Raw genomic sequence first — 19,071 nt, 5'->3', positions numbered from 1 at the left:
GCTAAACAACATAAAAACACCTATAAAGTAGGATTGGCAACAAACTATATTTAGCTGATTGTTCTAGCTTAGTAGGAAGTATGACCGCAAATAAAACGGCAGTCAACAAGTTAAGCAAGCTATAAGCCAGCGACTCTTTAGTCCAGGCTTTCTAGCCGCGAGCAAGCTGTTCAAGGATGGAAAAAGAAACAGGAAAAATACCGGGTTCGCTGGTGACCCTAGATGACGGCATAGCTCGCAGCAATCAGCTTCAAGAATCATCCTCAAATTGTACAACACACCGATCGCATCCCCACCGATCGCAGGCTCAGGAGACGCGCTGCGTGAAACAGCACCAGAAAGCACATCAGAAATGCCTCCCACCCCCAGCAGCGCCAAATACGACGAATAATCCCAACTCTCAGAGACGGGACAATCCGCAGGAATCACAGTCAACCTCACTGGCATCTAAGCTGCTACGCAGCTAGATTTTAGAATATCAAGTAGAAATAAATTACCAAGCGCTAAAATATATGTATATGTCAGCCAAAAATCATCTATCTCCCGTCGCACAATTAGAATAATGGCTACATAAATTGTTCAAAGAAGGAAAACTTGTTATTAAATGCGCGACCTCCCATACATTGCTCGTTGCCGAACTTCGTTCCTTCTTTGAATCTAAAACATAAAATCTAAAATTCTGCAGCCATGTCCCAAAAAAATGAAACCGCTGTTCTGGTATTATCGCTCCTAATTACGATCGGGCTAGCCGGTGCAGGTATTTGGTGGCTGACAAGCCGAGGCGGCATCAATTTCGGAGGTTTATCACCCCAAAATCAGACATTTCCCAAGTCTCCGACGGGGAATTCGCCGCAATCAGAGCAGGTAATTGGGCAGCGTCTGAGTGCCGGACAAAAACTGTTAATTCCAGCTCAAGCAACAACAACCAAACAAGCAGCAGTACAGGCGATCGCATCTGGCAACTATAACGCAGCTATTTCCGACTTACAAGCTTCGCTGAACACCAATCGCAACGATCCAGAAGCACTAATTTACCTCAACAACGCCCGCATCGGCGATCGAAAATCCTACACAATTGCCGCCGCGGTTCCCATTGGTGGCGATATCAATGCTGCTCTAGAAATTATGCGGGGCGTAGCTCAGGCTCAAAATGAAATCAACCAAAGCGGCGGCATTAGCGGTACTCCCTTAAAAGTTGTAATTGCTAACGATGACAACAACCCAGAAATGGCCACACAAATTGCCAGTGCTTTAGCAAATAACTCGGAAATTTTAGGAGTAATCGGGCATTTTGGTTCAGATACAACGCTAGCAGCCAGCAAGATTTACCAGCAAAAACAATTAGTAGCAATTTCTCCCACAAGTACGTCTGTGCAGCTCTCAGGACTTGCCAGCAATATATTTCGGACAGTGCCGAGCGATCGGTTTGCGGCTAATGCTCTTTCCCGCTATATGCTGGGAAAATTGCAAAAGCAAAAAGCTGCTGTTTTTTTCAATTCTGCCAGCAGTTACAGCAAATCTTTAAAAGATGAATTCACTACGGCTCTTTACGGAGATGGCGGACAAATAGTAGGCGAATTTGACTTTGCTAATGGCAATTTTAATGCTGCCGAGAGCGTTAAAAGTGCGATCGCCCAAGGAGCAGAAGTGATTATGTTAGCATCCAATTCAGCGACTATCGACCAAGCTTTGCAAGTAGTGCAAGTAAACGCCAAACGGCTGCCATTACTAGCAGGAGACGGTGCTTATACTGCTAAAACACTGCAAATCGGTGGCGCAGGAGCAACAGATATGGTGCTAGCTGTTCCTTGGCACATTCTCGCAGATCCGCAGTCAAACTTTCCCCAAACATCCAAACAGCTTTGGAATGCTGAAGTAAGTTGGCGCACAGCTTTAGCCTACGACGCGGCGATCGCGTTAATTGCCTGTTTAGAGCGCAATCCGACTCGTACAGGCATTCAACAAGCTTTATCGGCGTCAGGTTTTTCGGCAAAGGGAGCATCCGGCCCGATTCGGTTTTTACCTTCGGGCGATCGCAATCGAGCAGTTCAATTAGTAACTGTTAAACCCGGAAATCGCACCAGTTACGGTTACGAGTTTGTGCCGATTAATTAAAAAAAAAGTGCTGGTCATTTGTCTATGTATAGCCGAAGAGAGAAGGAAGAAGCAATAAAATCAATCGTGTCAGCCATTAACAACGTCCTAACCGTCTTGGCGGTTGCTATAAAATCTACCATTGTTCCTTGCCGGGGGCTGCTTGATGGGATTGTTTGTTGGCGCGATAAAGGTTTGGTGAAACCCGCCCGGGATGGAAACTCGATCTAAAGTTGCGAAACTGCGATCGGTCTAACTGACCTATTCCTCTCAAAAACAGCCCTCGGTTTCAAAGCAATTCTCAACAACAGCCACAGCGATCGCCATTCTCCGGGAGTTTCCTGCCGCTGCCACTGGCCCGGCCGACAGTACAGCATTTCGATCAAACAGCGGTGCTGGCTAATGTTCAGGCGATCGAACGCAATTCGCACAGTGGGAAATTCCACAAAACTGCACTTTTTTCCATCCCCAAAACTAGACCCCAACTGAGATTGATCGCTCACCAACTCAATCTTAGCCACAGGAATAAAACAATTCTCTTCCATAATTTTCAGAGTCGCCGAATCGCAATCAATCAAACCTTTGACCAAACGACGCTCAGTGCCCAACTCAACAACAGACGGCGCTAGCGATCTCCTTGCCTTGACTGTCGCACTGCGAGGGAGCGCTTTTATTTTACCCTGGGATAAAGTTGTCTCAAAGGCATATTTTGGCAAAATCTCTGCTGCTGTCAAACTTTCTTTACTGCCTTTATTTTTAACCGCAAAACTTGGCCACTGCGTCATAGCAACTTCAGCGCCACTTTCCGAAATTACAGTGGTTACACCCCAAAAACTTTGACCGCCAATATTTAATTGTACAACCCTACGTAAATTGAACCATTCGTAAATGTCCGGCTTAGGAATATCCACCAAAATCAGCAATGCAATCCCGATCATCAGCAGGTTGTACGCGCTCCAAATCCATCCCAAACTCATTCCTTTTGACAAATGTGCACTTTCTGATATTGACTGTACAGTGTCCAAATTTTTAACTAAATTAATGTTTAAATTGTGCCACAAACTGAATGCTGTAGCTACGAACAAGACAATCAAAGGCCATCCCAAATTCCAGTTAAAATGAAAGCGATCGCTCGCCATTCCTTTTGGCGTTACCTGAAACCCTTTCCCAAAGGGATTCAGCATGGAACTCACTACCGTCACCGCTAAAGGAATACACTGAACGAACGAATAAATATCCGAAAGCAAAGCCGATCCCGATCTGCGGTTCAGCCAAGAAAACACAGTAAGTTGCACCAAATAGTAAGGCAGGAAAAAGTACAGCAATTGCCGCGCACTTGCCCGCAAAGGAATTATGTCGAAAAACGAATAACCTAAAGGTATCAACAGATATAAAACCTTAGTTAAACTGGTAAACCAGTGCAGCAATCCTTCCAAATGAGACAGCCTTTGTACGAATGTGAGACCGCGAATTGTTAAAGGATTGGAATCAATAAAAAATGCCTGAAGCGTGCCTCGCGCCCAGCGTAGCCTTTGATTGAGATGAGCCTCTATATTTTCAGCCGCCAGACCAGCACTCAATTTTTCATCTAAATAAACTAAGCGATATCCGGTTGCTGAGAGCCGAATTCCGGTAAAATAATCTTCGCAGATTGAATCTGTGACCAAGCCTCCCGCTGTTTCTAAAGCACTTCGCCTAACTACAAAAGATGTACCGCAACAAACCACGCTGTCGGCGCTGTCTTTGATAATTTCAATTTGTCGGTAAAAGATTTCTTCTTCCGGCGCGAGCACATTTTCTAAACCTAAATTACGGGAGATGGGATCGTGGTTGTAAAAGCTTTGTGGTGTTTGAACGAGGGCGATTTCGGGATTTTGAAAAAATCCAACTGTTCGAGTTAAAAAGTTTTTAGTGGGAATAAAATCTGCATCGAAAACTACAATTAGTTCTCCATTAGTTATGCCTGTGGCATGGTTAATGTTTCCAGCTTTGGCGTGAATATTATCGGGTCTGGTTATATACTCGCATCCCAGTTCTTTTGCCAGCAACTTGATTTCATGCCGCTTGGTATCGTCGAGCAAATATACTTTTTTGTTGGGATAATCTAAAGCTTGACAGCCGATTACAGTGCGCCGTAAAATAAAAGCCGGTTCGTTGTAAGTTGGGATAAAAATATCTACGGACGGGGTGAAGTTTCCAGCTTCAACTGCAACTGCCATGCGATCGGCTTCTCGACGCCGGTCTTTCATTCTCAGCATTAAATACAGTTGAATACTGGTGTTGAAAACCAGTAGCATTTCTAGGAAAAACAGCCCCAAACTAAAGATACCGTTGAGGGGATCGGTTAAATTTAGAGTAGCGAGCGATCGCCATAAAACGTAACGAATGGTTAAAGCCAGAACAATTGCAACTACCACAGCGCGCGACCATTTGTGCGGTTGAGGCGAAATTTTAATGGCAGCTAAAGCCACGGAGACAAGTGCCACAGTGGGCACTAACAAATACATCTTGCTCGTAGCAGGCACTTGTAGCCACACAGGCGGGTTTTGCTGCCAAGTGTTGATTGTTGCAAAAATACCGCTGACTGTACCTTCACTGCCAAACCAGGCTCCGGCGATCGCACCTGTGAAAGCAACCGCCCCCAACACGACTAGCGTTGCCATCGGCATCCGCGAAATCCGCCAAAAGTGGCGTTTCAAGTCTTGAAAATCAAATCTTGAAGTTGTCATAAAATAATTTTAAAGTCCCGCTCGTGCATGCAAAAGTAAGGGTTTCTGGCTGTCCAGTTTTTAATTCAGTTGAAAATTCCGACACACCTCAATTACTCTATTTACATTTTTTAACATTTGGACCCTTGTATGATAATTCATCTTGCTTGCGGTTGCCAAACTGCTTAGCGAGTCCAAACCTGGCAAAATATAGCAGAAGGAAGAAGGAATAAGGCTTTAGTTACCCAGGAGAGAAGTCCTATCAATTTCGGTAACACTGCAATGATGGGGAGTGGGAAGTGGGGAGTGGGGAGTGGGGGAATGTGGAATTGTGCGACCTTGACTTTATCATTCCCACCCAACCGGAAAAGATATCAGAAGTAATCTTCAGCAATGTCAGCAACAGGCTTTCCGGCTTGTTCCATAATAAAAAATAATTCTTGTGGGCCGTTTCTGCGACGCCGCCCATAAAAAGCTGATTGAAAATGCTCCGACATCTGGGTCCTAACCGTCGGGCGCACTTGCTATAGTTCAAAAAAAATTATCTTGTCTACAAATCAAATAGGATTGCTATATCAAACTATAGCAATCCCTAGGATTTAACAATTAGACGAATTTGACATCTAACTAAAGGTAGATTAATTTTATATTAATTTAAAAAAATTACCGCTATCGCAGCACAAACACCCAGCCATCACCGAACTAATCAGCAATTTCTAATTGCGAGATTGCATAGCGGGCGACAGCCAAACTAACTCTGGCTTGTTCTATTTCCGACAATTGGGCCCAAGGTCTTTTAGTAGCCATGACCAATTCCCCCCCTTCCGAATCAACATCTCGCATGGCATAAGCTAAAGGACGCGCCAACACCTGCAAATCTTCCTCAGCCCACTGAGGCAAAATATCTAACACGCACTCTACCATTTGGTCAGCTAAAGATTGATACTTAACAGTTGCGTTTTGCACGCTTTGAGCTATGCTGGCGAGAAAATCTTGAGGAACGCGAGCAAATTTCTCGCGCAAAGACTTTTGCAGAGCAGTCGTCAGCCAAACTTGTTCTAATTGCGAGAATAAAACTTGGGACTTCAGGGCAATATCGCTGTCGCTGAAGGAATCAGATAGCGCAAATTCCTGCTCTAGGGCAGCCAAATAAGATTCTGATTCAAGCTGTGCAGGATTCCAGGGATAAGCAACATCAGTCTGAACTATTGTGGCGAGAAGTTCCATCTGGGCTTGAGTTTGTGAGTCGCGAAAATATTCAGAATCAGGAGATTGGGTAGCCATGATGTAATACCTAAGTGGGAAAAGGAAAAGACAGAAGGGGGACTGTGCCAAGAGCTAGTTGCGAGCTATCAGTGGTAAGTAACTCTTTTAAATTCAGACTGGAGACTCAACAGAACTTTGCTGTGCCGATCGCCCATTGCCTTCATTAGCTACACCCGCACCTTAATTCGTTCCGCAATCAGTCTCACTGTACCCCGAAGTTTTAGGAACCTCAATAGTGAACTCAAAAATCTGACCTTGAGAACTGCCAAATTTTAGCTGAGTCCCGCTGCGTAGCAGCAATTCTTGGTGGTGAACTCTCTGCCATCCCTCAGATCCCAAAACTAGAGTTCCGTAGCGAGAAAAATCGCGCAGGAAGTAGCTAGGTTCTTCCCGGCTATCTCCGATCGTGTTGCGGCAGAAAATCTCGGCGTGTTTTTGAGAAACCCACTGTTCTCGAATCACTACGTCGTTTTCTTCCCAACGTCCGACTCTAACCATACCCGCGCGAATCGGCCAAACCTGATTGATCGAGTCGGGGGATTTGGCATTTGGTCGATCGCGCCCCCGCAAATAAGCACAAGACGGCAACCGTCCCAGCCAAGTAGAAGAATTTAAAGGCAACTCAGTTTTGAGGTCATCTACCGGCTCAGTTAGCTGACCGTCAAACTCAGGGTGCATATACAGCACAGGCAGCGTCCAAGCCGGTTGATTGAACTTGTAAAGCGTTAGTAACTGCTGTCTGGCGACGGCGACGGCCCGATCAATCGACATCCGCCCGGCCAAAGCTTGGGCAAAAGTTTGGATAAAACTCAGGGCCTCGCGATCGGCGATCGAGTCCCGCATCCCCAACACCGCCGGCACCCCGTGATGGATCAGTACCTCAGCCAAACTGCTGCGGGCGATAGCCTGTTGCTGGCCGTTAGTTGAGTGCCACCTCTCCACCGCCGGCTGAGCTCCCCAGCAGGCATTAAACACGGCCAGAGTCACGCGGCACCGAACTAATACCTGAGCTAGTTCAGTGCCATTAATCGCCGTTTCCGGCCCCAAAAACAGCAAACCGCCGTCGGGGCCCGGTATCCCGTGGCCGGCATAGAACATAATGTTGTAAGCTTGCGTTTCCAGCCGAGAAATTAGTTCCGCCGCAGTAGGTTCGATCAGAGTATCGACGCGAGTCGGAACGCTGATGTCAAAATATTTGCCGCTGTCGTCGGTTTGAAAAGCACTTTCCAGAACTCCAGCTAGGGCGAGTGCTTCTTCTCCCAATTGCAAATGACCGTTATTGCTGTTGGAAAATTGGGAATTAGCACCGTCCCCTGGTTCTGCTTGTCCCAAAACTAGCAAAATGTTGAGCGACTCTGCAGGCTGCAGGGGTGGCAAAGGTTCAACATTGCTGGTAGTGCGGCTGAACAGCAGTTGCTGCGACAGAGAAATTGCCGGTTGACCGGCTTGAGGCTGCATAATTTCCCAAGGCAAAGCAATTAAATACGGTTCGCGCAAATCTATGCGTACTCGCAGGGGTAGATTTTGCCCGATCGCAATACCTTTACTTTCCTGGAGACTACCCTGAATCGGTCCTTCAAACAGCCACTGCCAAAGATTAATCCCCAAATGCTGCATCAGGCGGCTGCTGTAGCTTGCCGGTGGCCGAGGCGGATGCTGATCCCCCTTCTCCCCCCACCCCCGTTGACCGAGGTGGAGTGGCACAGAGGGCGTCGCTGGAGCGAGGTCTAGCGACTGAGGACTTCGTTGTTCAGTTTCTGCCAATATATTCTGGTTGTTTTCGGGCGAGACGAAACTGCCATCGGGATTTAGGGGCAATTCGTGAATTGTCCCGGAGGGCGAAAACATTTCCTGCCAAGCTTTCCAAGATTGGGAGAGGGTATCGGGCCACATACAGTCGTGGTGAACGTACCCGCTGGGATAGGGAGCTTGTAGAACCCAAGTGGCAAAATGGTTTGCCCCAGCGGTTCTCAGGCGAGCGATCGCTATACTGAGGCAAGGACTTTCAGGGCGCGCCATTCACAACTACCGACTCTGGATATAGGGTTGGATTGAGTTTCTCTATTTGTAGTTTATCGGGTTTAGGGTGCGATCGAGTGCGAGAGATTGCTGTGGGAGTTTGTACTTTTACTTAGTGCCCAAAAATTTATCTAAATTCGGTAAATCTACCCAAGTTCCCGTAGCATTCGACTCCTGGGTCAAATCCATCAACAACTGAGAGTAAACCCCTTCTCTGAGCGACGGTATCAAAGATTTACCGGCATCTATTGCTTCTACCCACCTATCTACTACTCGAATAAACGGTGCAATCCTCCCGTCTGGATAAACTTGAGGAAACTCCAATCTTTGAGGAATTTTGATTTCAGCTAAAGGTTCTCCACCTTGGGAACCCCACAAGCGAAATCCGTGGACGTAATCTTGCTGGTTATCGCTTCCCAACACCAACGTACCCTTACTCCCGTATATTTCCACCCAGTGTCCTCGCCCTTGATAAGTAACAGAACTCAAACAAACTTGACAAGGAGTTCCCCCGGCTAATTCCACCATCAACGTGCAAGAATCATCGGCATCAACTAATTTTAAATTTCCCCAATCATTCGGATCTGGCCGCCGCGAAATTCCTGTAATCAATTGCCCCGAAAGCCTCTGGGGCGGGCCGAACAGCCAGCTAATATAATCAAAAACGTGAGAACCTGTCGCGCCCAAAACTCCGCCCCCTCGCTCTTTTTGCGCGTACCAATTCCAAGGGCGATTAGCATCAGCGCGGCTCGACACCAGCCAATCAATTTTAATTAAGCGCTTTTCTCCCACATATTCTGCTGCCAATAATTCTGCTAGCATTTGCCATGCGGGGATGAACCGAAACTCAAAGTCCATTGTGGCAATTGCTCTGGAACCACCCTTGTTAAAATCGGTTTGAGATTCGTTGTTTGCCAATCGGTAAAGTTCCCTGGCTTCATTTGCTGTCAGGGCTGTGGGTTTTTCTAATAATAAATGTTTGCCTGCTTCCAAGACGGTTTTTGCCATTTCATAATGCAAAAATGGCGGTGTGGAAATGCTGACGCCCGCTACTTCTGGGATCGCTACTATATCGGCGATCGAGTCGCAAGCGTAGGGGATATTGTGGCTAGAGGCGAGATCCTTTGCTTTGTCTAAATTCCGGTGGTAAACAGCCACAACCTCTGTCCGGTGATGGGCCTGGAATCCGGGAAGGTGTACTTTTTGACCGAAACCTGTACCGACTACTGCAACGCCAATTTTTGACATAGTTTAATAATTAGTAATTGGGAATGGGGAATTGGGAATTGGGAATTGGGAATTGGGAATTGGGAATTGGGAATTTGGTATCGGCCAAACAGGGCATCGGCCAAACAGGGAATTGGGAATCGGTAGCAACTAACCAATAACTAATGACTGCAACATCTGCCTGAAGGTCGATAATTAATCCGTGTATCCGTATCCTCATCTGTGTCGTGCTTTCCTTCTTCCCTCATCCTTCTTCCTTCTTCCTTCTTCCTTCTTCCTTCTCCACCCATTCAATCACTTGTTTACCCAAATTAACGCCGTCAAACAAGTCAATTTCTCTGATCCCTGTAGGGCTGGTGACATTAACTTCTGTGAGATAACCGCCAATAATATCAATGCCGACAAAGTACAGTCCGTCCCGTTGCAGCACTGGTTCTAACTGAGCACAAATTTGCAGTTCGCGATCGGTAATTTCTGTTTTTGCGACTCGGCCGCCGACGGCCATGTTGCCGCGAAATTCATTGCCAGTGGGAATGCGGTTGATAGCACCGATCGGCTTGCCGTTCAACAGCACTATCCGCTTGTCTCCCTCTTTAGCTTCCGGCAGATAAGTCTGAACCATCACTGGAATTTGCCCTTGTTGAGTGCTAATTTCGACCAGGGAGTTGAGATTGCGATCGTCCGCTTCCAAGAACAAAATCCCCTCGCCTGCTTTGCCACCCAAAGGTTTAAGAACTGCTGCTCCTTTTTTCTCAACAAATTGCCGAATTACCTGCTTGTTTTGAGAAACAATTGTCTCGGGGATCGCTCCCTCAAATTGCAAAGCATACATCTTTTCATTCGCCGCCCGCAATCCTTTGGGACTGTTAACTACCAAAGTTTTAGTGGGATCGATGCCATCTAAAAGGTAAGTAGCATAGAGGTAAGGAATGTTGACTGGGGGGTCTGTCCGCATAAATACTGCGTCCATTGCTTCCAGAGGCTGCAAAGTAGGCTGTCCCACCTCATACCAAGCCTCAGCAGCCTCCCAGCGTCCATCTACCACTTTTACTGGGGTGAGGGCTACCCGACTCAGCATTGCCCAGGTTTTGCCACCGATGACGCTTAGTTCGTTGGCTTGAGTTGCCCACACTTCGTGACCCAACTCTTGAGCGGCTTCCATCAGCGCTACGCTGGTATCGTGTCCTGGAATTAGTCGCGCGAGGGGATCGATGATGAATGCAAATTTCATTGTCAATTAAAATTAAGAATTGGTCGCCGAAAAATTTGGGCTAACGGAAAATTCGACAGGGAATGCCTCATTTTGCTGCTAGCAGGGGGTCTAGCTGGCCTAGAGCATCGAGTCTGTGGATGTCGTCGCAGCCGCCTATGTGTTGGTCGTTAATGAATATCTGGGGCAGGGTGCGCCCTCCGTTGGCTCGATCGCTCATTTGAGCCCGTGCCGCTTCATCTCCGTCGATCGCGTACTCTGTAAAATCAATCCCTTTTCGCTTCAGCAGTGCTTTGGCACGAACGCAAAACGGGCAGGTTCTCCAAGTGTAAATTTCTACTTTAGGGGTCATGGGACGCTCAAACAATAACAATATTTTTTAATTGTAATCTTAACCATAGTGCGGACTGTTTTTACTTCCTAGGCTGAAACCCTCGATTTTTCGTTGGTAGCCAACTTGCCTAGGAGCCTTGAAACCCTTATTCTACGGTTGGCTATCAACAACTGTCCGAAGCATTGATCTTAACCAATCTTATTTTAATTTTTATATTTAAATTTTTATTATATATAGCAACATATAGCAACCTTATCTGTTGCACCGGAGGTGATTCATTGCTGAAACCCTTGCCGGGAAGTGCATTTGCCTTCTTCTTTGTTTTTACCCAGACTGCAGACCCTATCGCTTTCTTCCTTCAACATCCGGCTTTATTTGCAGCGCACAAGCGGGGTGTCAAGTTATTTTTTATACAGTTTTTTATATAAATTTAAGTAAACCAATACCCACGCTAAAAAAAACGGAGACATTGTAAAGGCAAACAGGTTGGTCATCAGCCTCCCTAGCGCTGCGGACCAACCTGATTGTTTCGCTTTCTGCACGAACAGATCATTCCTGCACCTGTCAGTAGGACTGCGATCGCAGTACCCGGTTCAGGAATAGAAGTTGTGTCTCTCGAAGGTGGGGTTCTGTATATTTCGGACAAACCCCCCGGGCTCGCCAATTGCAGGTCGGATGCCGTTGGGCTTGATGCCGGCGTGGGGGCACAGGCAGTAGAATAATTTCCCGGACCGCAGACATCTACTGCTGCTGCCGGAGGGGCGGCAGCTAGATAGTAAAACGCTGTTGCCATTGTGGCAGAGAGTCCAATTGCTAGTTTTGCCAGTGGCGTACACATAACTATTTAGTTAAACAGTGGTAAAATCGAAAAATAGAAATAGTCCTAGAGATTAGCGCTGTACGACGGGCAAGGATTTTAGAGTTCTTACAATAAATGGATGTATTCTCTGGCGGACGTCTGTAAAAGATAGTATAGCGCTTGAGGTGAGTGCCCAAACACTTTAATAAAATTATTCTCTTTTACCTTGACATCCCGTACCGTGGCTTGCACAAGTAGTTTGCACCGAGTGTAGTTTGCAGTGTAGTTTGCAGAGAGTGAAGCAACATCTTTTTGCTACCTCTGAACCAACAGCCCTTACAGCCATTAACAAAGAGTCTTTTTACCTTGACCGCGGCCTCCGGAAATTAATTATTTTACCTATCGCAAAATAGAGCTGCTGTATTGTACTTTGCAATGCACAATCTGACTACTCTTTTATCCTCTCATAGTTCGACTATATCTGTCCTCAGTATATGTACGTATATTCCCCCATGTCAACTACTCAAAAGAAATATTTAAGTATTTACCGAGGGTAGAGGGCGTATTGAATGAGCTGAGCTAGTCGGTCGCGGAGAGTTTCCATCCCAAGACCTTTGGCGGCCGAAATAAATACTGCTTGAGGAAATTCTTCTCGGGCGAGGGCGAGACTCTCTCCATCTACGGCATCAATTTTGTTAAAGACTACAAGGGCTGGGCCGGGAGTTACGGGCATATCTGTCAAAATATTCATGACCGATCGAATTTGGCTCTGCCACGCGGGATGGGAGAGATCGACGAGATGCAGCAAAGCATCGGCGTCAGTGACTTCTTCGAGGGTAGCCCGAAAAGCGTCGATCAAGGCGGGAGGCAGTTCACGAATAAAGCCCACTGTATCTGTGAGGACGAGCGACAGGGGTTCCCTGGTGACAGTGCCGGGAATGGTCAACCGTCGAGTTGTGGGGTCGAGGGTGGCAAATAACTGGTCGGCTGCATAGACCTCGGAATTCGTGAGCAGGTTGAGCAGAGTCGATTTACCGGCGTTGGTGTAGCCAACGATCGCCACTGAGGGTACATCGTGATGATGGCGGTTCTGCCGCAGCCGGAAGCGGTGCGCCAGTAGTTGATTTACTTCTTGCTGCAATCGAGAAATGCGTTTGGCGATCGTCCGCCGTTCGGTTTCTAGCTTGGTTTCCCCAGGGCCTCTGGTACCGATGCCGCCACCCTGTCTCGACATTGCCTGACCGCGACCTGTGAGCCTGGGCAGCGCGTACTCTAGCTGAGCGAGTTCGACTTGCAATTTACCCTCGCTCGTTCGAGCTCTTTGGGCAAAGATGTCGAGAATTACTTCTGTTCGATCGACTACGCGGATACCTATCTGAGTTTCCAAGTTCCGTATTTGTGCGGGGGCCAGGTCGCGATCGAATACCACGAGGTTAGCGCTAATCGTCTGAGCCGTGAGTGAAATTTCCTGAACTTTGCCTTCGCCGACCACTGTTTGCGGATGAGGGCGCGATCGTTTTTGGCGCACTGTTTGTAGCACCTGACCCCCAGCGCTTTCAACCAGCCGCGTGATTTCTGCGAGTCCGTCCTCAAACTCCAACTGAGTCATGTGCTGAGTCATTACACCTACCAACAGCACTTTGTCTTGGTCTGCATCGACCTGCTTAGCGACAAACTCTGCTTGAAACTCTGCTTCGAGTCCTTCCACCAGATCCAGAAAGTCTTGGTCGGCGAGCTCGTCCAAATTCAGCGGTTCTGATATTTTCCAGGGAAAGTGTGGAGTTTGAATTAGTGACTTTGGAATTGAAGGCTCTTCTATTTCATCAGTTGCATCTGGTTCTAACTGAGCGCTCAAAACAGAGAACTCAAAATTTGGCTGATCTCCCTGGGGTATCAGGTGAGCGAGATAAGTTTCTTGGATGTAACCAGTCGCACCGCCACCGCGACGCTGAAATCCTCCGCCGCTCAGTGTCAGCCAAACCAGGGCATCCAGGCGCTGAATTGCCATTGCTGTGAGGGCTGCTTCGCTTGGGGTTTCTGGCTTTAGGTGGGTGGCGATACAGCGAATGCCGCTGAGGCGACCTCCCCCGTAGCGGGGCAATTCTAGGGGCGCAATCTGCGTTTGCCGGGGTGAACCCACCCCGACGCGAATTACTTGTCCGCGACGATTGATGTAGGTGCAGATTGGTTTGTCTATTTCCGTGCTGATGGCCGCGACGCGCTGGGCGAATTCTGCAGTGGTGATGCGATCGCCCGGTAGTCGCTGGTGGTAAAGCTTTTCGAGTTGCTTGAGCTGGCTGGACTTTAAACCTTGAAGATTGCCGTAGATGGTTTCGATAACTGTTTCTCCCGATCGCTCTGTTTATCTCCTATTTTAATTAACTCGCGCGCTATGTGTTCGGCTTTTGAGTTGAAATTTACTAAATTTTCTTGCGTCTAGGATCTCGCGGATTCAGTATTGTCGAGTCACCAGCGCCCTTGTCTGTCGCTACGGGGCGATGGAGCCTTTCACAGCGGGCATATCAACGTGCAGTTGTATTTAGTATCTACAGATACAGGCGATCGCTTAAAAAATCTCCCTCAACAAAACTTAACACTTTATTTTCGGTTTCAAAATCCTCCTTTAGACTTGTGTTTATCTTGAGCCTACAGGCAGATAGCAAAGCAGAAATTAGGCCGCTACCATGAGAAGCGAAACATTGTTAAGGAATGTAAAAACATGGAAACTCGTCCTACTAACTTGCCTCCTACAGCTAATGCTTACAACGGCAAAGATCGGAATGCCTTTTTGTTTGGCTTCAACCCGCAAGCAGAACTTTGGAACGGTCGCTTAGCGATGATCGGTTTCTTAGCTTATTTGCTTTGGGATGCCGCTGGATATAGCGTTCTCCGTGACATACTTCACTTTCTGCCTACCTACATTGCTCAGTAATGAGTAGCGGTATTTCCTGTCTGGCAGCGTGAGTAAATGCCACCACTGCCAGACAGGCTAAAAGTTACAAATGGCAGCGAGTATGGTTTTGTCCCTTTGTATCTTTCGTTACTTTTGAATGGCATTAAAAGACTTCTTGCTGTAATTCGATGATTAGGGGTGGGGGCGCTGTCGCTGGCGCGGTGAATATTAATAGCAACAGATATTTATTGCGTAAAGGCGATCGCCCCTGCTGTATTTTTGGCAAGAAATCTCATCGAGCATTTCTGATAATTTATGAAAAATAGGAGCATCAACGATGATTAACTCAAATTTACTGGCAGTAGTAGAATCGACTCTAGCTGACACAGCATCAGGAAATTGGCAAAAACCAATAGTGATGTTTGTTTGCAATATCTTAGCATTGCTAGTTCTCAGCCGCCGAATTTGGTATCCCCACGTCGGGCCGAAAATGCCTTTACCCTTCCCCTCTTTGTTCAACAATGTAAGCGTACCGGCATTTCTGGCTTGCATGAGCGCAGGTCATTTGCTGGGAGTATTGGCGATTTTGACCCTCCACATCGACAGGTATTTTTAGGATAAATAGCATCGTTTTTGTGCCGATTTAGTGCTACAATTTGTATTAAGTAGGTTCAAAAGCGCCCAAAAAGTGAATGGCCGGGGTAAGTGAAAAGCACTCACCCCTAATTTTATTTTTATGTATGGAGGGGCGCAGAAATCGTTTTTTTTTACCATCCACATTAGATCAGCTTATATATGCTTAAACCCTTCAAATTCGACTGCAAAGCCTTCACCTTGGGGAGCCGCACACATTAACCCAACTTGAACGATTGGTGACTCAGTTAGATATGCCAGTCGCATCATTGAATAGTCTAACCCATCCAAAGAGTATTGCACTTCCACCGTTTCAGCTCGGCGCTTTACCCGCAGCCACATGGAAACTGGTGGCACTTCAAGTGGAATAACAGACCAATCGGAATAGTTTCGTGTCACAACCGCACTCACGTTTTGCACTCCCTCAACAAACTCAATGCCGCACTTGAGCCAGATATTTTCGCTCTCTCGAATCATCAATCCTGCTTGATCGTAGAGCGATTGATAGCAACCAGTAATTTTGACTTCGGCTGTAAAGTCGCCTGAAACTTGACGGTAGTAAAAGTTGCCGTTATCGCGAATGAATCCGTAATGAGTTTGCCGCCAAAAGTCAGTCTTTGCGCCGGCGGTAATATGGATAACATCGTTATCCTCATGCCATTGTAAAGGTTCGTTGTACCATTGCATTGTTTGCATATCCTGCTAACTTCCTCCAATTCCATGCAGTACCAAATCTGCCACAAAATGAGATAACATAGCGTATTCTAATCCCCAACGCCAGTAAAGAAAACCAAAGGGAATCCCTAAGAGGGCATTGAGCAAAATCGTTCGGAAAATGACGATCGGGGTTAGTCCCCAGAGATTGGCAGCGGCCGGCAAATGACCCACACCAAACAGAATCGCCGCCGCCACAATTGCCAGCCAAAAAATCAATGTAGAGGGTTGCGGTTTGTCTCGCTCAAAAATCTTCCAAAGTAGCCACGCCATCAATGTCATACCGAACAGTCGCAGCAAGAGTTCTTCGGTGATGCCTCCGTAGAAAGAAGCTAAGAGGCGTTTCCAGAGGTCAATTTCGAGGGTTGTTGGAGTTACCGTGGGCGGCATCCAAGCTTGAAAAGCTAAACTCAATCCAATCAGGACGATTCCACCTACGCAGCCTACAATTAGCGCCGTGTTAAGGGCAGATTTAGATATTGGCCCGAAAGGCTGTCGATATACCAGCGCACGAATGAGGGGGGTATCGAGTCCGATCGACTTACCGAGGCGGAGCCCAATCCAACAAAAGAGAATTAGAAAAATTCCGGTTTGCAGGGCGGAGGCGATCGCCAAAACAGGTAGTGGTGTAGGCAATTGACTTAGTGCCGGATTCAGAGACAGCGCATAAGGGAACACCGCCAAGCTTCCCAAACTACCCAGAAACGCCCAGAACAATGCCAATCGGAAGTAATGATTTTTTGCAGTGTTAGCAGACATAATTTTTGAGAAAAAAAACGAATCAATTACACTAAATCAGTCTTGAATATTTGAAACATTAAAGCTCGATCGCATTTATGCAACTTGTCTCAGGCGGAATATAGCCTCGGCTAAGGTGCTACAAAAGCTGGGAATGATGCAGGAAGGTAGCCACAAACAGCGTGTTTTTCACCGAGGGCAGTTTCAAGAGCTCGAACTTTACGGTTTACTCAAGAAACACAAGTGTGGAATTTTGTTATAAAACTTTACTTCATTGCCGCGATTCCTCCTACACCCCCTAAATTTATCCGGTAAAAATCAGTTTCTCTTTCCCAGTTTGAGGATAGTCCTTATCTAGAAGATTTTTCTCTGGGCGGCGTATTATTTATTATCTTAGCATTTCAGATTTACCAAAGTTGCTGTGCAAAGCTTCAAGACGCTTGGCTTGTGCTGCTTGATGAAGCAAATAAGTTTCAAGTTCTTGGGTGTTGGCATGATAGTAGGTGAGTGCGGCGTAAACTTCGGCGAGGGTGAGATGTCGGATGCGATCGCAAATCTCTTCAGCATTCAATCCTTGCTTGTACCAGGTTACAATCCGGCGAACGGTAACGCCTTTACCGACGATGTGAGGACATCCACCAGGCAGTCCGGGAGTGCGTGTAATGAGCGTACCAATGTCAATAGATACTGCTGCGGTCATAAACTCTCGAAGTTTGAATGGACTGATCTCTATTACAGCAGAGCGATCGCAGAATTAGATCGCGGCGTGAGTTTCGGGCGATAAATGAAGTAAGCTAAAGACAAAGATTTTAAACAATTTTAAGCAATGCCAGCATCCGTTGCTTATCTGTTTGACAGAATCACAGTGAACCCAAGACAATGTGGCGGTCGTCCCTGCATCCGGGGAATGCGGATTCGAGTCATCGATATCCTAGAGTTCCTGGCTGCGGGTGAGCAAATTTTTAAGTTTATCGAAGAATTTCCAGACTTGGAAATTGACTATATTAAAGCTACGCTTCTGTATGCAGTCCGCAAGCTCGATCGTCCTGTTTTAGCCGCATGACAATGTGGTTGAATTTTCATCGATCGCCAGCAATTGATGTGTGGATTACTGGCTACCTTTGGTGAAATACATCAGCGATCTGCGGTATTTTTCTCTTCTATTGGGTATTGTACCGCAACTGCGATACAATTATAAGTTCGACTGCTAGATTTTCGTAAACTCGTAATCAGTTGATATATTTTGGGAATGTCTGAAAAAACTCTGCTAAGTGAAATTGTTCATTGTCCCCATGCACGAGAGTGTCAAGAAGATCTTTCTGTTGAAAATCCATGTCGTACAATTGTTGACTCTCAAAATGCAATTGGGTTAGAAAAATTTCAAGTGCCTGAACCTTGGAGTGGACAGATAGAGCAAGCACCCATCCTCTTCCTGAGTTCAAATCCATCAATTGGCTCTGATGAAGATTACCCAACTTGGGATTGGTCATGTAGCGAAGTACACGATTATTTCAATTACCGTTTTGGAGGAGGACGTAAGCACTGGATCGTTGATGGTACAAAATCCTTGCTAAAAGACGGGAAATATAGTCGCTCTACTCAATTTTGGGCAGCGGTTAGACAACGTGCGATTGAGCTACTTCAACGGAACGTTAGTCCAGGCATTGATTATGCGCTTACCGAGATAGTGCATTGTAAGTCTCGTGCCGAAACTGGTGTAGAAGAAGCACAGGAGCAATGTGTGGAAGCCTACTTGTTGAGAGTTTTAGAACTAGCAAGAGCAAAAGTGATAGTGGTACTGGGGGCACGCGCAAAGCAAGTGATTCAAAGCCAATTCAATATCTCTACAGCAAATTCAATATCCGAGTTCGTTGAGATAGGGAATCGTGAAAGATTTTTTGCTTTTCTCCCCCATCCAAATGCTCGGACCCACCGTTCTTTTGCTAAGTGTTTACAGGGTGATGAACTTGAAAAGTTACGCGCTTTTTTGCGGTAGCATCAAAATACGGCAAGAGATGCGCGCACTCGAACAACGCCAATGCACCCGACCGTCGAGATCCTGTCGGTGGCAGTCTGAGGTAATTTGCGGCGGGTGATTGGCAACGTTAGACCGCTAAATCTGAGTTGGGTAGTGGCTTGAATGTATCTATCAAATTCCAACCCAAAGGTGAATGTCATGCAAGCTAAACTTCAAGAACAACTTTCTCCTGATGCCGAAGTTATTTTGGGACGTTTGCCATAACGAATTAAAGCTGCTCTAATTGCGCGTGCTGCGAAAATTGAAGATCCGATCGAAATGGCGATCGCCAGTTTTCTCGACACAGAAGCATTAGGTTTCGTAGATTGCAAACCAGGAGGCGGGCAGTAAAATCGAGAAGTCCCAGGCGATGAAGTTGGAGATAAGGTGAAAGCCCGATCGCTAAAATGATGAATAGA

At 46.7% G+C, this 19,071-nt stretch carries 18 protein-coding genes; 7 read left to right on the top strand and 11 right to left on the bottom strand.

Features of this window, described 5'->3' with window-relative positions; genetic code table 11:
• The first annotated feature begins 176 nt into the window (after nucleotides 1-176).
• Together QUA42_RS00155 and QUA42_RS00150 are read left to right on the top strand one after the other, a co-directional pair.
• Nucleotides 177-467, top strand: a complete 291-nt coding sequence (locus QUA42_RS00155) for a hypothetical protein (protein WP_333134039.1) — start codon at nucleotides 177-179, stop codon at nucleotides 465-467.
• Between the two features lie 220 nt (nucleotides 468-687).
• A complete protein-coding gene (locus QUA42_RS00150; RefSeq protein ID WP_333134037.1) occupies nucleotides 688-2,115 on the top strand; it encodes an ABC transporter substrate-binding protein in 1,428 nt (475 codons plus the stop codon).
• 206 nt (nucleotides 2,116-2,321) lie between these two features.
• On the opposite strand, the gene QUA42_RS00145 is transcribed toward QUA42_RS00150, so the two are convergent.
• The 8 genes from QUA42_RS00145 to hflX form a co-directional block, all read right to left on the bottom strand.
• Nucleotides 2,322-4,823 carry a glycosyltransferase family 2 protein gene (locus QUA42_RS00145; RefSeq protein WP_333134035.1) on the bottom strand — a complete coding sequence of 834 codons (2,502 nt, stop codon included), beginning with the start codon at nucleotides 4,821-4,823 and terminating at the stop codon, nucleotides 2,322-2,324.
• Nucleotides 4,824-5,504: 681 nt separating this feature from the next.
• Nucleotides 5,505-6,086, bottom strand: a complete 582-nt coding sequence (locus tag QUA42_RS00140) for a hypothetical protein (protein ID WP_190733456.1) — start codon at nucleotides 6,084-6,086, stop codon at nucleotides 5,505-5,507.
• Nucleotides 6,087-6,248: 162 nt separating this feature from the next.
• Nucleotides 6,249-8,087 (bottom strand): CHAT domain-containing protein, encoded by a 1,839-nt coding sequence (locus QUA42_RS00135; RefSeq protein WP_333134033.1) that lies wholly within the window; start codon nucleotides 8,085-8,087, stop codon nucleotides 6,249-6,251.
• Between the two features lie 108 nt (nucleotides 8,088-8,195).
• A complete protein-coding gene (locus QUA42_RS00130) occupies nucleotides 8,196-9,335 on the bottom strand; it encodes a Gfo/Idh/MocA family oxidoreductase (protein ID WP_333134031.1) in 1,140 nt (379 codons plus the stop codon).
• A 223-nt stretch (nucleotides 9,336-9,558) separates the two neighbouring features.
• The gene (gene gshB / locus QUA42_RS00125; protein WP_333134029.1) at nucleotides 9,559-10,545 is read right to left on the bottom strand and encodes a glutathione synthase; all 987 of its coding nucleotides are present in this window, start codon (nucleotides 10,543-10,545) and stop codon (nucleotides 9,559-9,561) included.
• 67 nt (nucleotides 10,546-10,612) lie between these two features.
• The gene (gene grxC, locus QUA42_RS00120) at nucleotides 10,613-10,876 is read right to left on the bottom strand and encodes a glutaredoxin 3 (RefSeq protein WP_333134026.1); all 264 of its coding nucleotides are present in this window, start codon (nucleotides 10,874-10,876) and stop codon (nucleotides 10,613-10,615) included.
• A 484-nt stretch (nucleotides 10,877-11,360) separates the two neighbouring features.
• Nucleotides 11,361-11,696 carry a PEP-CTERM sorting domain-containing protein gene (locus QUA42_RS00115; protein WP_333134024.1) on the bottom strand — a complete coding sequence of 112 codons (336 nt, stop codon included), beginning with the start codon at nucleotides 11,694-11,696 and terminating at the stop codon, nucleotides 11,361-11,363.
• Between the two features lie 505 nt (nucleotides 11,697-12,201).
• Nucleotides 12,202-13,797, bottom strand: coding sequence for a GTPase HflX (gene hflX / locus QUA42_RS00110; protein WP_445301270.1), 1,596 nt, complete (start codon nucleotides 13,795-13,797; stop codon nucleotides 12,202-12,204).
• 579 nt (nucleotides 13,798-14,376) lie between these two features.
• Here hflX and QUA42_RS00105 point away from each other — a divergent pair.
• Complete coding sequence (locus QUA42_RS00105; protein WP_333041855.1) at nucleotides 14,377-14,589, top strand: chlorophyll a/b-binding protein; 213 nt, start codon at nucleotides 14,377-14,379, stop codon at nucleotides 14,587-14,589.
• A 298-nt stretch (nucleotides 14,590-14,887) separates the two neighbouring features.
• Nucleotides 14,888-15,166, top strand: a complete 279-nt coding sequence (locus QUA42_RS00100) for a Photosystem I reaction center subunit PsaK (RefSeq protein ID WP_333134022.1) — start codon at nucleotides 14,888-14,890, stop codon at nucleotides 15,164-15,166.
• Between the two features lie 173 nt (nucleotides 15,167-15,339).
• Here the strand turns inward: QUA42_RS00100 and QUA42_RS00095 are convergent, their stop codons facing one another.
• A complete protein-coding gene (locus QUA42_RS00095) occupies nucleotides 15,340-15,879 on the bottom strand; it encodes a DUF1349 domain-containing protein (protein WP_333134020.1) in 540 nt (179 codons plus the stop codon).
• 6 nt (nucleotides 15,880-15,885) lie between these two features.
• A complete protein-coding gene (locus QUA42_RS00090; protein WP_333134018.1) occupies nucleotides 15,886-16,656 on the bottom strand; it encodes a CPBP family intramembrane glutamic endopeptidase in 771 nt (256 codons plus the stop codon).
• Nucleotides 16,657-16,702: 46 nt separating this feature from the next.
• Here QUA42_RS00090 and QUA42_RS27620 point away from each other — a divergent pair, with 46 nt between their 5' ends.
• Nucleotides 16,703-16,897 (top strand): GNAT family N-acetyltransferase, encoded by a 195-nt coding sequence (locus QUA42_RS27620; protein WP_445301274.1) that lies wholly within the window; start codon nucleotides 16,703-16,705, stop codon nucleotides 16,895-16,897.
• 126 nt (nucleotides 16,898-17,023) lie between these two features.
• On the opposite strand, the gene QUA42_RS00085 is transcribed toward QUA42_RS27620, so the two are convergent.
• Nucleotides 17,024-17,335, bottom strand: a complete 312-nt coding sequence (locus QUA42_RS00085; RefSeq protein ID WP_333134016.1) for a DUF433 domain-containing protein — start codon at nucleotides 17,333-17,335, stop codon at nucleotides 17,024-17,026.
• Nucleotides 17,336-17,461: 126 nt separating this feature from the next.
• Here QUA42_RS00085 and QUA42_RS00080 point away from each other — a divergent pair, with 126 nt between their 5' ends.
• On the top strand, nucleotides 17,462-17,698 hold the full coding sequence (locus QUA42_RS00080; protein ID WP_333134014.1) for a DUF433 domain-containing protein: 237 nt from the start codon (nucleotides 17,462-17,464) through the stop codon (nucleotides 17,696-17,698).
• A gap of 186 nt (nucleotides 17,699-17,884) precedes the next feature.
• Complete coding sequence (locus QUA42_RS00075; protein ID WP_333134012.1) at nucleotides 17,885-18,631, top strand: uracil-DNA glycosylase family protein; 747 nt, start codon at nucleotides 17,885-17,887, stop codon at nucleotides 18,629-18,631.
• Nucleotides 18,632-19,071: the final 440 nt, after the last annotated feature.

The organism is Microcoleus sp. Pol11C2, from assembly GCF_036701505.1.
Taxonomy (GTDB): domain Bacteria; phylum Cyanobacteriota; class Cyanobacteriia; order Cyanobacteriales; family Microcoleaceae; genus Microcoleus.
This window is presented reverse-complemented; position numbering and strand designations above follow the sequence as displayed.